This window comes from Cryobacterium sp. CG_9.6, from assembly GCF_029893365.1.
Taxonomy (GTDB): Bacteria; Actinomycetota; Actinomycetes; order Actinomycetales; family Microbacteriaceae; genus Cryobacterium.
Map to the genome: position 1 here is coordinate 759,019 of NZ_JARXUZ010000001.1, position 15,118 is coordinate 774,136.

The 15,118-nt window shown below is 66.6% G+C and carries 9 protein-coding genes; 5 read left to right on the plus strand and 4 right to left on the minus strand.

The window, feature by feature from the left end:
- Positions 1-117: 117 nt before the first annotated feature.
- From H4V99_RS03520 to H4V99_RS03535, 4 genes are all read right to left on the minus strand, one after another.
- Positions 118-1,092, minus strand: a complete 975-nt coding sequence (locus H4V99_RS03520; protein ID WP_280675577.1) for a hypothetical protein — start codon at positions 1,090-1,092, stop codon at positions 118-120.
- A 664-nt stretch (positions 1,093-1,756) separates the two neighbouring features.
- Positions 1,757-2,197 (minus strand): SRPBCC family protein, encoded by a 441-nt coding sequence (locus H4V99_RS03525; RefSeq protein ID WP_280675579.1) that lies wholly within the window; start codon positions 2,195-2,197, stop codon positions 1,757-1,759.
- Between the two features lie 2 nt (positions 2,198-2,199).
- The gene (locus H4V99_RS03530; protein ID WP_280675581.1) at positions 2,200-3,657 is read right to left on the minus strand and encodes an NAD(P)/FAD-dependent oxidoreductase; all 1,458 of its coding nucleotides are present in this window, start codon (positions 3,655-3,657) and stop codon (positions 2,200-2,202) included.
- 421 nt (positions 3,658-4,078) lie between these two features.
- Positions 4,079-5,245, minus strand: a complete 1,167-nt coding sequence (locus H4V99_RS03535; RefSeq protein WP_280675583.1) for an acyl-CoA dehydrogenase family protein — start codon at positions 5,243-5,245, stop codon at positions 4,079-4,081.
- A 143-nt stretch (positions 5,246-5,388) separates the two neighbouring features.
- On the opposite strand from H4V99_RS03535, the gene manA reads away from it, so the two are divergent.
- The 5 genes from manA (at position 5,389) to H4V99_RS03560 (ending at position 15,044) form a co-directional block, all read left to right on the plus strand.
- Positions 5,389-6,687 carry a mannose-6-phosphate isomerase, class I gene (gene manA, locus H4V99_RS03540; protein ID WP_280675585.1) on the plus strand — a complete coding sequence of 433 codons (1,299 nt, stop codon included), beginning with the start codon at positions 5,389-5,391 and terminating at the stop codon, positions 6,685-6,687.
- A gap of 242 nt (positions 6,688-6,929) precedes the next feature.
- Entirely contained in the window at positions 6,930-7,904 is a 975-nt protein-coding gene (galE, locus tag H4V99_RS03545) for a UDP-glucose 4-epimerase GalE (protein ID WP_280675586.1), read from the plus strand.
- Positions 7,905-8,216: 312 nt separating this feature from the next.
- On the plus strand, positions 8,217-8,534 hold the full coding sequence (locus H4V99_RS03550) for a WhiB family transcriptional regulator (RefSeq protein ID WP_280675587.1): 318 nt from the start codon (positions 8,217-8,219) through the stop codon (positions 8,532-8,534).
- A gap of 482 nt (positions 8,535-9,016) precedes the next feature.
- Positions 9,017-13,594 (plus strand): glycosyltransferase, encoded by a 4,578-nt coding sequence (locus H4V99_RS03555; RefSeq protein ID WP_280675589.1) that lies wholly within the window; start codon positions 9,017-9,019, stop codon positions 13,592-13,594.
- Complete coding sequence (locus H4V99_RS03560) at positions 13,584-15,044, plus strand: DUF5719 family protein (protein WP_280675591.1); 1,461 nt, start codon at positions 13,584-13,586, stop codon at positions 15,042-15,044. The genes H4V99_RS03555 and H4V99_RS03560 overlap by 11 nt, the downstream gene beginning before the upstream one ends.
- The last annotated feature ends 74 nt before the right edge of the window (positions 15,045-15,118 follow it).

The following is a 15,118-nucleotide window of genomic DNA, read 5'->3' on the forward strand; positions in this document are numbered from 1 at the left end:
GTGTTTGGTCCTTCCGCGCGGCCGGGACTGTGTGATTGTCGCCGACGTGCGGTTGCCTGACGGAAGCCGGCGGACGACCGGTGCGGCGGTGCGCACCGGAGGTCTGTGACAGTGTTGTCAGTGCTGGGCGGCATCCGGAGTCTGAGGCGGCACCACCCACCCGCGGTTGGTCAGGCGTTTGGCGAGGCGCACGGTGAGCGGAACGGGGGCCTTGAGATCGTCGTCGGTGAACTGGAGCGCTTGCCAGCCCTCGTCCTCAACGCGGCCGAGGCGGGTAATGTCTCGGCGCCACTGGGACCGATCGGTGCGGTGATGATCCCCCTGGTATTCGAGCAATACCTTGAATTCCGGGTAGGCCAGGTCTGCCCGGGCGAGGAAGCGCCCAGCGTTGTCGAAGATCTCAAAGTTGCAGACGGGTTCCGGAAGCCCGGCGAGCACAATGATCATCCGGAGCTCAGACTCCTTGGGCGATTCCGACCCGGCCCGGAGGTACGGAAGCGCGAGTCGTGCACTGGACAATCCGCGGCGGCGTTGAGAGCACTCGCCGACCCCTTGGGTGAGGTCATCCATGCTCAGAAGCGGATGCGTGCCGCCGATGAGAAAGTCGCCCACGGTCACGAGTTCAACCACAGAGAGCTGCGCGGCGAGGTCGAGCCAGGTGCGCACGGGGCTGGTGAATCGAAGGTCACCGTGATGGATCAGATCGCCGGTGCCGATTTTCAGGCTGTGGCCGGTGACGTTATGCGCTGTAAGCGCTCGGGCGGGCGCGTGGACGCCGACGTGCAAAGGAAGGACGCTCAGGCACCGCACGGGGAGGGGGAACCCGAGAAGAAGCGCAGCGGTCTCGTGGCTGAAGAAGGCGGTTGGGGGCATCCGCTGCAGAAGTGCGCGGCAATAGGCGTGAGTTGAGCCGTCGAAGGCACCTGCCGAACGAACGCCCCAGAATGGACTCGCGAGGTCACGGCCGTTGAGGCGCGAGCGTCCGATGCCGGCAAGCTGGCCGTCAGCGACGAGGAATGACCGGTCGACGAGCTCGGGTGGAAGGGAAACGCGGGGCTTCATGTCGTTGATGATGCCGCCCTGCGCGCGCACGATGCGGGTTATGTACAGATGGGGTTTATTTCGGCGCGGCCCGTTGCTTGGGGAGGGACGGGGCCCGCGCGCTGGGTTGCGGAGTTCGTGCGTTCCCGGTGCCTGGGAAGGTGCGATTGGTGCTGGCGAAGTGACAGGGCGGAGTGGGTGGCGGAGTTCGCGCCTTCCCAGTGCCTGGGAGGGTGCGTTTGGCGCGGGCCGGGTGGTGGCGAGGTGACAGGGCGGAGTGGGTGGCGGAGTTCGTGCCTTCCGGGTGCGTGGGAGGGTGTGATTTGCACGAGCCAGGTGGTGGCGAAGTAACAGTGCGGGATTGGTGGCTGCGTTCGCGCGTTCCCGGTGCCCGGGAGGGTGTGATTGGCGCGGCCAGGTGATGGTGAGGTGACAGGGCTGACTGGGTGATGGCGAATGCATCTTCCGAGCGGGTGCGACATGCGCCGAAAGCGCCCGATGGCAGGTCGTGAGGGTGTGATTGGTGCGGGCCGGGTGGTGGCGAGGTGACAGGTTGGGTGGGTGGTGGCGTTTGCACCTTCCGAATGTGCGGGAGGGTGTGATTGACGCCGCTCGGGTGGTGGTGGGGTGGCCGGGACGGGTGGGTGGCGGAGTTCGTGCCTTCCTGTGAGGCGGGAAGGTGCGATTGGCGCCAGGCTGGCCGTGGCGGAGACGACTACTGGGCGGCGTTTCCTTCGGCCAGATAGGCGAGTCGCTGCAGGGTTTCCGTGTTGCGGATGTGCAGGGCGGGGTCGGTGAGCAGTCGGGGAACCAGCCGTGCCGAGCCCGCGACCGGGTATTCGCTGAGTCGCACGAGGCATCCGTTTGGGTGATTGTGCACGTCGATGGCCACGTTTGCCTCACCGATGGGCCAACCTCGGGCCTTCAGCAAGACGTGGCGGGGCGGATCCCACTCGAGCACGCTCGTGGTGTCGTTGATGAGCGCGGGCCAGACTCCCACCGAGTGGTGCAGGGCGCTGCCCGGGGCGGGCCAGTCCTCGTCGACAGCGCGCATGCGCGAGGCTCCGACAACCCAACTGGGATACAACCACGCATCGGCGAAGACCTCGAACACGCGCTCGGGCTTGCAGGTTAAGACGCGGTAGTTGACGGCCATGGCTAGGTCGCGATGCTGGGGGCAAGGGACGGGGGCTGGCGGATGCCGTGCTCGTGGCGGAGAGCGCTGAGGGCCGCGCGATAGCCCGGGAGGCCCGTGACGCCGGGCCCGGGGGGCGTCGATGACGAACACAGATACACGCCCGGCAGGGGAGTGCGCCAGGGATCGGTGGACAGTACCGGCCGCGCGATCAGCTGGCCAATGGAGACGGCACCGGCCGCGATGTCGCCGCCCACGTAATTGGGGTTTCGGTTCTCGAGGTCAACGGCGGTGCGGCTCGCGGAGCCGAGGATGGTGTCCCGAAAACCCGGGGCGAACCGTTCGATCTGGCGGGTGATGCTCTCGGTCTGGTCTTCCTGAGAGCCGCGCGGCACGTGCGTGTAGGCCCACAGCACGTGCTGGCCGGCGGGCGCGCGGGTGGAATCGAGCACGCTCGGCTGCGACACCAAGACATAGGGTGCGGCGGCGTGCTGGCCGCGGGACACTGCATTTTCAGCGCGGGCGATCTCGGCTCGCGTGCCTCCCACGTGCAGGGTCGGTGCCTGGTGGAGCTCGGGTGCGCTCCACGGAACCGGGCCGGAGAGCGCGTAATCCACCTTGGCCACGGCGTTGCCGTACTGGAATCGGGACAGCTTTTTGGCGTAGGCGGGCGGCAGATCAGCCATTTTCGCGAGAGCCTGCGGGGCGATGTCGAGGAGCACAATCGAGGCCGGCGGCAGGTCGGAGAGGCGTCGCACGTGGGTGTCCGTCACGATCTCCCCGCCGTGCGCAAGGAGGTCGTCGACGAGCGCGCCCGCGATGGCGCCGCTACCGCCGACAGGAATCGGCCAGCCGCGAGCGTGTGCGTGCAGGGCGAGAACGAGTCCGGCGCCCGCGGTGGACAGGCTCGGTAGATTCTGAATCGCGTGGGCAAACGCGCCCGTGAGCAGCGCGGGGGCTTCCTCGCCGCGAAACCGCAGGTTCCAGGTGCCGGTGCCCTGTTCGAGCACCCGCAACCCGAAACGTGTGACGGCCAGCGGATGCCGCGGCACGCGCAGCAGGTGATTCCCCGTGAACTCGGCGACGGCATCCACTTGGCGAAGCAGTGGGCGGAAGAGGTTGAGCCAGGCGCGCCCGTCGACGGGGCCGAGGGCGGCGGCGGTGCGTTCGAGGTCGCGGTAGGCGATGCCGGCGCGTCCGCCCGCGAGGGGGTGACCGTAGGAGATGTCGGGAACGAGCATCTTGACGCGGTCGGTGATGCCGAAGCGCTGGAAGAACTCGGAGGCGAGAGCCATGGGGTGCACGGCGGAGCCGATGTCATGGTGAAAGCCGGGGAGGGTGAGCTCGGCCGTGCTTGCGCTCCCGCCCACGATGGAGTTCTTTTCGTAGACGCGCACGGAGAGGCCCGCCCGGGCCAGAGTCACCGCGGCGGCAAGCCCATTGGGCCCGGAGCCCACAACGATCGCGTCTACGTCGCTCATACCTGGTGTCGTCTCTCGCAAGTCATACCCGCGACGGTACTACACCCGGCTGCGGCTGGCTTGAGTTGCTAGTTCAGGAGATCGGGGTGGTCGGGGGCAACCGGTGTCCGGAATCACGCGGGTGCCGTGCGGCTGGTGAGCGGATCTCCTGAACTAGCGACGGGGGAGGCCGGTCAGGTGCCGGCGGGGCTGCACACGGGGGGCTGCCGGGGAGTGCCGGGGGCTGGCGCGGGGTGCTCGATGCGGGGTCTTGCCCCGGGCGTGTGTTGCTAGTTCAGGAGATCGGGGTGGTCGGGGGCAACCGGTGTCCGGAATCACGCGGGTGCCGTGCGGCTGGTGAGCGGATCTCCGGAACTAGCGACGGGGGCGGGGGAGGGTGGAAGGATCGAGGGAACGGGCCCGCCAGCCCCGCCCGAGGCGCCTAAATGAAGGCGGCCTCGCCGGTGATGGCGCGCCCCACGATGAGGGTGTTCATCTCCTGCGTGCCCTCGTAGGAGTAGATGGCCTCAGCGTCGGAGAAGTGGCGGGCCACGTTGTACTCCAGCACGATGCCGTTGCCGCCGAACAGCTCGCGGCACCACGCGACGGTCTCGCGCATGCGGCTGGTCGTGTATGCCTTCGCGAGGGCCGAGTGCTCGTCGCGCTGGGTGCCCTCGTCGAGCATCTGCGAGACGCGAACGACCATGCCGAGGCTCGCCGTGATGTTGCCGAGGCTCTTCACCAGCAGATCCTGCACGAGCTGGTGGCCGCCGATCGCCTTGCCAAACTGCATGCGCGTCCCGGCATATGCCACTGCGGCGTCGTAGGCGCCCACCGCGATGCCCACGGCAGCCCACGACACCTCCGCGCGGGTGAGTCGCAGCACCTTGGCCGTGTCCTTGAAGGAGTTGGCGTTCTGCAGGCGCATGCTCTCGGGAACCAGCACGTTCTCGAGCGTGATGTCCGCGTTCTGCACGCTGCGCAGGCTGATCTTGCCCTCGATCTTGGTGGCCGTGTAGCCGGGGGTATCGGTGCGCACCATGAAACCTTTCACCTGGTCGTCGGCCGTGTCGCGCGCCCAGATGATGGTGATGTCAGAGAATGTGCCGTTGCCGATCCAGCGCTTGGCACCGTTCAGCACCCAGCTGTCGCCGTTGCGGGTGGCCGTGGTGCGGAGCCCACGCGCCGCATCACTGCCCGAGAGCGGTTCGGTGAGGCCGAATGCCCCGGTCAGCTCACCCGACGCAAACTTGGGCAGCCACTCCGCGCGCTGCTCCGGCGACCCGCACACCGCAATGGAACCGCCCACTAGTCCGGTTTGCACGCCCACAAACGTGGAAACGGATGCGTCCACTCGCGCCAACTCGAGCGCCACGAATCCTCGGAACACTGCCGAATTCTCGAACGGGGCCAGCTCGGGCCAGGCGTAGGAATACACTCCGAGATCGGCCAGGGGCTTGATGACCTGGGTGGGGAAATCGGCCCGCTCCCAGTATCCGTTTGCGATCGGGTGCACCTCGGCGTCCAGGTAGGCGCGCAGTTCGGCGAGGGCTTTCTGCTCCTGGTCGGTGAGGATGTTCTGGTAGCCAAAGAAGTCGCTCGTGGTCATCTGGTGCTCCTGCGGTCGGGTTCACCTGGCCGTCTGCGACCGGGTGAAACATGCTGGCAAACGTGTGCGATCCTACGGGGACGCCGAGGCTCCACCAAACGGGTTGGTAGTTTGGTCTAAAACGCCGAGGGAAAGAGTCAGCCATGTTTGTGGGCATCACCAATACGCCTCGGAATTACGCCTGGGGGTCGCAGACGGCCATTGCCGATCTGCTGGGTCATGCAGCATCGGGTCAACCGGAGGCCGAACTCTGGCTGGGTGCTCACGCTGGATCGCCGTCACTGATCGATGATCCGAGCACAGTCGGCGGAGCCACCGATCTCGCCGAGTGGATCGGAGCCGCACCCGAGGCCGCGCTGGGGACTGCGCTCGCCGCCTCCGTCGCCACCGATTCGCTGGCCGGCCCTGCACCGCGACTGCCCTTTCTGCTCAAGATTCTCGCCGCTGATCGGCCGTTGTCGTTGCAAGCGCATCCCACGTCCGAGCGGGCGCGGGCGGGTTTCGAACTCGAGAACGACTCGGATGTTCCTGTAGGCGCCGGCAACCGCAACTATCGTGACCCGTTTCACAAACCTGAGCTTATTTTTGCGCTGAGCGACACCTTTGAGGCGCTCAGCGGTTTCCGTGATCTCACCGAGGTGCGTCGCATCATTGGTGAACTTCGTGCGCTCGACGTGGCAACCGATAACCCGCAGCCGGGCGCTCTCGACGCGCTCGAGAGCCGACTTACCGGCCCGGATGCCGTGAGCGATACCGTGGACTGGCTGCTCCGTGATGGCCGTGGCGGTGACTCCGGCGAGGTGAAGTGGCTCGTCGAGCGGGTGGTGGCGCTCGCCCACCATGCGGTGTTCCTGGCAGCGGGTGGCGCCGTCATCAGCTTCGCGACCGAACTCGCCACGGTGCAAGCGCTGGCAGCCGAGTACCCGGGAGACCCGGGCATCGTGATTGCGCTGCTCGTGAACCGCGTGTCACTCAAGCGCGGCGAGGCCCTGTACTTGCCAGCCGGCAACATCCACGCCTATCTATCGGGCCTCGGCGTGGAGGTGATGGCAGCGTCAGACAACGTGCTGCGCGGTGGCCTCACCCCGAAACACATTGACATTGATGAGCTCCTCGCGGTGCTGGACTTCACCCCCGTGGCGCCGCCCTACCTGGTGCCCATTATCGAGTCCGAAGGTGTCTCCGTCTTTCGACCGGATGTCGCCGACTTCCAGTTGGTGCACATTGTGGCGTCGGCGAGCAGTGCGCCCGCGCCAGAGATGCGCCAGTTCGCGCTGACCGGTCCCGGAATTGCCATCTGCACGTCGGGTGGGTTCTTGGTGGCGGGATCCGGGGCATCCGTTACGTTGAAACGCGGCCAGGCCGTGTACGTGACCCCCGACGAGGGCGTGCTCACGTTTGCCGGCGCAGGCGAGGTGTTCCTGGCCACCACGAACACCTGATTCGGCACCGCTTCGGAGCCGCGGGGGCTGACGGTGGGCTGACCGCGTCCGGAACGAGCGAGTGAAGCGGATGCTGCGACACGCGTTGGTGGCCCTGGCCGCGGGTTGCCTGGTGCTTGGATCGGCGATGTGGCGGCGGGCACCCGCCGGCCCGGTGCCAGCACGCGGTTGGTGTCGGAGGCGGCGGCTAGTCTGGGGGAGCGCGCGCGTCGGGCCGTGCTAAAGGTAGTTGTGAGGGTGAAATGGCCTGGTTGGTCACTGGTGGAGCCGGATACATTGGGTCGCACGTTGTGCGAGCCTTTTTGGCCGAGGGTATGAAGGTCGTTGTTCTCGACGATCTGTCGAGCGGCCACGCGGAGTTCGTGCCTTCGGACGTGCCCTTTGTGCGCGGAGATGTGCTCGACGGCGAGCTGCTGATGAACCTGTTTTCCGACCACGAGATTGATGGCGTGGTGCACGTCGCCGGCTTCAAATATGCGGGAGTGTCGGTGCAACGCCCGCTGCACACGTATAAGCAGAACGTGACCGCCACAGCTACCCTTCTCGCGGCGATGGACGCTGCCGGTGTCGCCCGCATCGTGTTCTCCTCGAGCGCCGCCGTCTATGGCACCCCGCGCACCGATCTGGTGACCGAAGACACGGTGAAGAACCCCGAGTCACCGTATGGGGAGTCCAAGCTCATTGGCGAGTGGCTGCTGCGCGACCAGGGTATTGCCGCCGGATTGCAGCACACGTCGCTCCGCTACTTCAACGTTGTCGGCTCCGGTTCCCCTAACCTGCGCGATACCAGCCCGCACAACCTGTTCCCGCTGGTCTTTGCCGCTCTGAGCGACGGTCGCACACCCCGCATCAACGGCACGGACTACGCGACCCCCGATGGCACCTGTGTGCGCGACTACATTCACGTCGCCGACCTGGCCACGTCACACGTAGCTGCGGCCCGGCGTCTGGCTGCCGGCGACACCATTGCTCCGGTCTATAACCTCGGAAGCGGTGACGGTGTGTCGGTCGGCGAGATTATGACGACGGTGGCGGCCGTGACGGGCATCGACTTTGTGCCGGACCTGGGTCCTCGCCGCGCGGGCGATCCCGACCGCATCGTGGCCTCGGGTGAGCTTGCAGCCCGCGACCTCAACTGGAAAATGCGCCACACCCTCGAGCAGATGGTGCGCAGCGCTTGGGACGCGGAGCAGGCGGCCGTCGCCGCCACGGCCTAGGTATATGCGGGGCGCGTGACTGGCCTGATCGGCGTTTCTCTCCCCGTTCGGTTCCTGCGAATTGGGGTGCAATCACAGCGCATTCGGGCGTTCTGGGCCATAATCGGCTCAGAGCCAGCCGGTCGGCGGTGTCGAGGTTTTCTCCCTGCTCGGCAGGGACCCCCCAAAAGGCCGAGTTGAATTATTGGGCGCGTCGCAACTCTCGATCGAGTATTGAGGGTTTACGATTCACGACTTGACGAAATGTAACTACAACGGTGTAATTAGGGGGTGACACGCAACCAGGGTGTCACCTGATCAGTGGGAGACGATATGGCTATACCTGATTATCGTTCTGGAGTCCCCGAGGACTGGTTCGTCGATCCTGTTCGTCTGGGTGTTCCCGGCGTACGACAGGAACAGGGGGAAGGCAACCCGCTCTCTTGGCAGACAGATTCGTTGTGTGCTCAGACCGACCCCGAGGCGTTTTTTCCGGAAAAAGGTGGGTCTACCCGCGATGCGAAGAAGATCTGCGCATCGTGTGAGGTTCGCTCGCAGTGCCTGGAATACGCACTCGCCAATGATGAGCGTTTCGGCATCTGGGGCGGGCTTTCCGAACGTGAGCGGCGCAAACTGCGGAAACGCGCCTAACTTTTGCGAATTGTCGCGGCTGGGTGCTGATCCGGCTCGTGGTGGGACCGGCTGGCTCGGGTTGTCTGTTGTAGTGACGGGGCATCCGGTGGCGCACATTACTTCTTCGCAGTGCTGCGGAGGGTGTGATTGGCGCCGGTCGGGGCAGAGATGACGCGATGAGGCATCCGCTGGTGGACATCGCTTCTTCGGAGGGTTCCGGAGGGTGTGATTGGCACCGGTTGAGGACGTGATGCCCCGTCACACGCGCTCACCGGCGCGCATTACTTCTTTGTGGCGCATCCGAAGGTGTCATTGGCTCCGGTGTTGAGCTCGGGGTCGCGAGATGCGGCATCCGGTGGCGGAGATTGCTTATTCGGGGTACGCCGGAAGGTGCGATTGGCGCCGGTGGTGAGCCCGGGGTCGCGCGACGCGGGCTTATTTCAAGGCGCGCCCTCCTGCCTGACCCTCGAAGAGGATCTCCGACCTAGGCTGTCTACGTTATGCAACCGCGAGTAACTGCCATCCTTGTCGCCCGAAACGGGGCGAAACACCTTGAGCGAACTCTTGAGGCGCTCGCTCGTCAAACCCGCCAGCCCGACATCGTGATCACCGTCGATTGCGGGTCAACGGATGCGACGGCGAAACTTCTGGGTGACTCTGGGCCGACGCAATTTATTGCGGCATCTGCTGACCTGAGTTTTTGGGCAGCATTGGCCGCGGCCGTTCGCGTGATCGCAGCCCCCGAGCATGACCGTGAAATGTTGTGGCTGCTCGCGCAGGACAGTGCCCCCGAACCCGGAGCGCTCGCGGCGCTTCTGGCCCAGCTCGAAATCTCTCCCTCGGTGGCCGTGGCCGGACCGAAAATCATGGAGTGGGTGGCCGGCGAATACATTCACGAATTCGGTCTCACCATGACTCCTGGGGGATCCACCGTGACGCTCGTGGAGAGCGAACTCGACCAGGGACAGCACGACGGGCTCAGCGACGTGCTCGCGGTGAGCGCTGGTGGCATGCTCGTGCGCCATACGGTGTGGAATGAGCTTGACGGATTTGATCCCGCTCTCCCCGTCATTGACGATTCCCTTGATTTTTGTGTGCGTGTTCGACTCGCCGGGTATCGAGTATCCGTGGTCGCCGCCGCCCGGGCGGCCTCTGCGGGTGCCGGGGTGGCAGGCGCGAACGAGTCCTCGCGAGGACGCCCCCGACGTCGCCGCGTGCGTGCGGAACGCTCCGCTCAACTGCATCGACGCCTCGTATACTCGGCCGGATGGGCGCTGCTCTTTCACTGGCTCTCCCTCGTTCCCCTCGCGTTCCTGCGCTCGATCGGTCAGCTGCTCAAGAAGGAGCCGGGCGCAGTCCTAGGTGAATTTGCTGCCGCGTTCGGGGCGGCCTTCCACCTCGGCCGCGTGGCCAGAGCCCGCCGGCGCTTGGCGTCGACGAAGAAGCTCGGCTGGACCTCGATCGCCAGTCTGCGCGTGACCAGTGCGGAAATGCGCCGCCGGCGCGCCCTGCAACGGGAAGCGAGCCTGGCCGGAATTCGTGGTGATCGCCCCGAAATTCGGTTCTTTGCCAGCGGCGGTGCGTGGACTCTGCTCGCGAGCGGGCTGCTCTCCGCGATTATCTTCGCCCCGCTGCTCAACGCCCGCTCTCTCACGGGCGGTGGGATGCTGCCGCTCTCGGATAACGTGACCGAACTCTGGAGCAGCGCTACCTACGGCTGGCGCGATGTGGGGCTCGGCTTCGTGGGCGCGGCCGACCCGTTCAGCGCCGTGCTTGCTGTCCTCGGCTCCCTCACCGCGTGGGCACCCTCCTTCTCGCTGGTTCTGCTCTACCTGCTGGCGCTCCCTCTGGCCGCACTCGGTGCCTGGATGGCCGCCACCCGCTTCACCGAACGCGGCGCACTCCGCGCCATCGCTGCGGTTCTCTGGGTGCTGGCCCCCACCTTTTTGAGCGCACTCTCGACCGGGCGCCCCGCCGCGATTCTGGTGCATCTGTTGCTTCCGTGGCTGTTTTTTGCGGGATTCTCGGCGGCACGATCGTGGTCGGCTTCGGCATCCGCTGCCCTGCTTTTCGCCGCAATTGTGGCATGCTCACCGTCGCTCGCGCCCGCACTGCTCGTGTTGTGGCTGATTGCCGTGGCGACGAGCGGACGCAGCGTGATGCGGTTCATTGGCATTCCGCTTCCTGCCCTCGCCCTCTTTGCGCCACTGATTGTGGAACAGGGGCTGCGCGGAAACTGGCTCGGCCTTTTTGCAGACCCGGGGCTGCCGCTCTCCACGGCACCCGTGAGCGGACTGCAGCTCGCGCTCGGTTTTCCCTCGGGCGGGCTCGGCGGCTGGATCGCACTGCTGGACGACCAGGGAATTCCGGGCGTCACCGCCGACATTCTTGTGCCCGTGCTGTTGATTCCCCTCGCGCTGCTGGCGCTCACCGCGCTGCTGCTCAATGGTGCGCGCAGCGGTGCAGTTGCCCTGCTCCTGGCCGTGCTCGGCCTCGGTACGGCTCTCGCCGCGAACCACCTCTTTGTGGCATCGGTCGGTTCCGACACGATCAGCGTCTGGTCGGGTGCCGGGTTGAGCCTGTACTGGATGGGTCTCGTGGGCGCGGCGGTCATCGCACTACGTGCTCTTCGCCGGGTGGCGTTTGCGCCCGGAATCACCGCTGTGATCGCCCTGACCATCGTGGCTGTGCCGTTGTTGGCCGCGTATCCGCTGCAGACCTCGCTCGTTAATAAGGGGCTTGACCGCACGCAGCCGGCATTCATTGACGCCGAGGCGCAGATTAACCCGCGCGTGGGCACGCTGCAGATCACCCCGCAGGTCGACGGCGGAATTCGAGCCGTGGTGATGCGCGGATCCGGAGCCGTTCTCAACCAGCAATCCACGCTGGAGAGCACCGACCAGGTACCCACGCAAGAGCAGCGCGAGTTGGCGACCCTGGCCGGAAACCTGGCCTCACGCAGTGGCCTTGACGCGGCTCAGGGGCTGGCCGACTTCGGCATCCGCTTTGTCGTGTTGCAGGCAGCGGGAGGCAGTCCCGAGGCCGAGGCCACGGCGATTCGCACCGCGACGGCGCTGGATGGCAATGCCGCGCTCGCGCCCGTGGGCGACACGAGCTTCGGGCGTCTGTGGCAGCACGACGTGTCGGCTGCCGAGCGCGCGTCCGCCGAGATTCCGCCAAATGCCGGTGGCTTGTATGGTCTGCTGGCGACCCTTGCGGCTGTGGTCGTGATCGGCATCACCGTGTTGCTCTCCATTCCCACCGGTGCCGGGCGCGAAGCCGTTCGGCAGGCCAACCGCGACGCCGTGCGCCGCGCCGCCCGAGAGAACGCGCGGCTGGCGAAGGCTAAGCCCCGGCGCCGGCGTTCCAAGACGGTAGCGGATGCCGCGGTGCCCGCAGCCGTGACACCTGGTGTCCCCGGAACCCCGCTTGAACCTGCCGTGTCGCTAGTGTCTCGCAGGGAACTGTCGGCGGCGTCGAAGGCTGATGCGAGCGCTGCCAAGACGGCAGCGAAGACCGATGCGAGTGCTTCGAAGGCTGCGACGAAGACCGAAGCAACTGCTGCCAAAGCTGCCTCGAAGGATGAAGCAACTGCTTCGAAGGCTGCGTCGAAGACCGAAGCAACTGCTGCCAAGGCTGCGACAAAGACCGATTCGAGTTCCGCTAAGGCAGCGACCAAGTCTGATGCGAGCGCTGCCAAGGCTGCGTCGAAGGATGAAGCACTTGCTGCGAAGGCCGCGACGAAGACCGAAGCAACTGCTGCCAAGGCCGCGACCAAGTCTGATGCGAGTGCTGCGAAGGCCGCATCGAAGGATGAAGCAACTGCTGCGAAGGCCGCGACGAGTGCCTCGAAGAAGGATGCCGCGGCGGCGTTGAAGTCCGCTGCGGTGTCTGCACGGGCGTCGAGAACCGCCGCCAAGGTTGCGGCCAAGGGTGACTCGGCTGTGTCCACAGCTACAGCCGCAGCCGCTGCGCTCGCTGTCTCGGCCGCGGCTCAGCTGGCTAACACGAACGCTAAGACAGCCACGGGTGCCGACACCTCGGCGGGCAGCGACCACGATCGGCCTAGTCCTGATCAGGGTGACACGAACGTCACAGCCCCACGTGAGGCGAGCGATCAGGCCGCGGCGGACACCCGCAACGAACCCGCGGGTCCCTCCACGGATTCCGACGCCGACGCCCACACCCCCGTCGATCCTGCCTCGGATAACACGGACACCGCTTTTGCACGGACGCGTCCCGTCGAACCGGCTTCGCCGATTGTGCAGCCAAGCGCCGAACCAGCGCGAAAGCCGGCGCCATCAAACACGGACCGGTGGGCGCCTCCCGCCCGTGAGGCGACGCCCAACACCCCGCTGCCGACGCTTCCGGAGTGGAGGCTTACCGACCCGACGCCTGCTGGCCAGGCGTCTGCTGACCCGGCGCTTGCCGACCGGGGGCCTGCCGACTCGAGGAGTGTGGATCGGACGTCCGCTCCGGCGACGCCCGCGGAGCCGAAGAGTGCCGAGTCGAAGAGGCCGGAACCGATGCCCGCTGAGCAGACGACTGCGGAGCCGACGACTGCTGGGCAAAGGCCTGCTGGGCAGAGGACAGCGGAGCCGACATCCGTGGAGCCGAAGAGTGTCAACCCGACGCCTGCTGACTTGAGGAGGGCGGAGTCGCCGCCCGCGCAGCCGACACGCGGGGAGCCTGCGCCCGCAGAGCCGACCCCAGCGGAGCCGAGGAATGCGGAGCCGACATCCGCTGGCGTGAGGAGTGCGGAGCCGACGCCCGCTGAGACGACCCCTGCGGCGCCGAAGTCCGCGGAGCCGACCCCCGCGGCACCGACGCCCGCAGAGCGGACGCGCCAGCCCGAAGCCGCGCAGCCCTACATTTCTCCGTGGGCGCCCCCCGCCCGGGACGCTTCGACACCGGGTGAGGCATCGCTGCCGCCGGCAGGTCCGCGCAGATCAACCTTTGAGTCACCGTCTGACCGAGCCGCACGTGTGCGTCCGCGGGCACCGATTCCGCGACCGTTGCCCCCGACCGTCCCTGACGAGACCCCGACCACGCCCGAGGAGGCCGACAATGCCCAGTAACTCCGCACCGGCTCGTGTCGGCAAGCGCGCGCTCACCGCCACCGTTGGCCTCGTGGGGATCGCCCTCACCGTGGGGCTCGTTGGCGGCGGCATTCTGCTGCCCGTGCCCACGATTGAGGCCTCTGCGATGTCGGAAGTCGTCATTCCAATGCCCACTGTGCAGCAACGTGTTTGTCCGGGACCCGTGCTGAATCTGGCTGAGGATTCGAGTCAGGCGCAGGCGGCGACATCCGTTGGTCAGGCCGAAGTCGTGTCGTCCGCTCGGGCCACCGCTGCGAGCGAGGATGCCCTCACCGTGCCCACGAGCGACCTCACGGCGGTCGACAATACGTCGGGAACGGGGGCGCCCCTGTTGCTCAGCCTGCCCGCTGAGCCCGGTGCCACCACGGCGCCACTGATTGCCGGCAGTCAGTCGCAGGTCGTGGCGACCGAAACAATTGCCGGCTTCACGGCGGCCGCGTGCGCCGAGGCCACGAGTGATGCCTGGCTTGTGGGCGGGTCAACCGACGTGGGCCGCACGAGCCTGGTGCTGCTGAGTAACCCGACGACCGTTCTCGCCACGGTGGATCTCACCGTGTTCGGTGAAACCGGTGCGGTGGATGCTCCCGGTGCGACGGGAATTCTCGTGCAGCCCGGGGAGCAGCGCGTGATCTCGCTCGCGGGGCTCGCGCCCAACCTTCGATCGCCCGTTGTGCACGTTGAGTCGCGCGGCGGACAAACCACGGCAACGCTCGAGCAGAGCAGTATTCAGGGTATTGAGCCCGGCGGCGTGGAACTCATTGCCCCCTCGACCGGCCCGAGCCTTCGCCAGGTGATTGCCGGGGTGCGGCTGCTGGTACCACCCGCGGCCGATGCGAACGGCACGGATGCCGGGGTGGCCGAGGGCACGCCAAGCGTTCGCATTCTCGTGACGGGCATCGAGCCGGCCACCGTTCAGGTGGGTGTCGTCAGCTCAACGGCTGGTGCGGACGGAACCTCGAACGAGGTTGAACTCGCGCCGGGCGTCGTCACGGAGGTTGCGCTGCCTGAGCTCACCGAGGGGACATTCTCAATTGATGTCACCTCCGATCAGCCGATCGTGGCGGCAGCTCGCACCGAAACCGTGGGAACAGCGGGCAAGGATTTCTCCTGGTTCACGGCATCCGAAACACTCACTGATGATTTCTTGGTGAGCGTTGCTCCCGGCCCCGGCCCGGTTCTGCACCTCGTCAACCCACTGACAGCGGATGCCCGCATCTCGCTCGCACCGGAGGGTGGCACCCGCGCAACGGTGGCAGTGCCGGCCGGTGCCCAGGTGGACCTGCCGCTCGTGGCCGGAACGAACTACGTCGTAACCGGTGTGGAGTCGGTTGTGGCAGCGGTGGGGTATTCCGGGGATGGAGCGCTGTCGTCGTTCACGGTGCGACCCGCCGGTCCGCTCGCGGCTCCGATTACCGTGTACCTGCGCTGACCAGTGCCGCTGGGTGGGCCGGCTGGTGCCGCGTGGCGGGCACTTTGTCGCTCGGGGCACTCGTTTGCTCGCTG

Bases quoted from the DNA above. Each gene is read 5' to 3' on its own strand.
- H4V99_RS03525 (WP_280675579.1), bottom strand. From the start codon at position 2,197: ATGGCCGTCAACTACCGCGTCTTAACCTGCAAGCCCGAGCGCGTGTTC.
- H4V99_RS03530 (WP_280675581.1), bottom strand. From the start codon at position 3,657: ATGAGCGACGTAGACGCGATCGTTGTGGGCTCCGGGCCCAATGGGCTT.
- H4V99_RS03535 (WP_280675583.1), bottom strand. From the start codon at position 5,245: ATGACCACGAGCGACTTCTTTGGCTACCAGAACATCCTCACCGACCAG.
- manA (WP_280675585.1), top strand. From the start codon at position 5,389: ATGTTTGTGGGCATCACCAATACGCCTCGGAATTACGCCTGGGGGTCG.
- galE (WP_280675586.1), top strand. From the start codon at position 6,930: ATGGCCTGGTTGGTCACTGGTGGAGCCGGATACATTGGGTCGCACGTT.
- H4V99_RS03550 (WP_280675587.1), top strand. From the start codon at position 8,217: ATGGCTATACCTGATTATCGTTCTGGAGTCCCCGAGGACTGGTTCGTC.
- H4V99_RS03555 (WP_280675589.1), top strand. From the start codon at position 9,017: ATGCAACCGCGAGTAACTGCCATCCTTGTCGCCCGAAACGGGGCGAAA.
- H4V99_RS03560 (WP_280675591.1), top strand. From the start codon at position 13,584: ATGCCCAGTAACTCCGCACCGGCTCGTGTCGGCAAGCGCGCGCTCACC.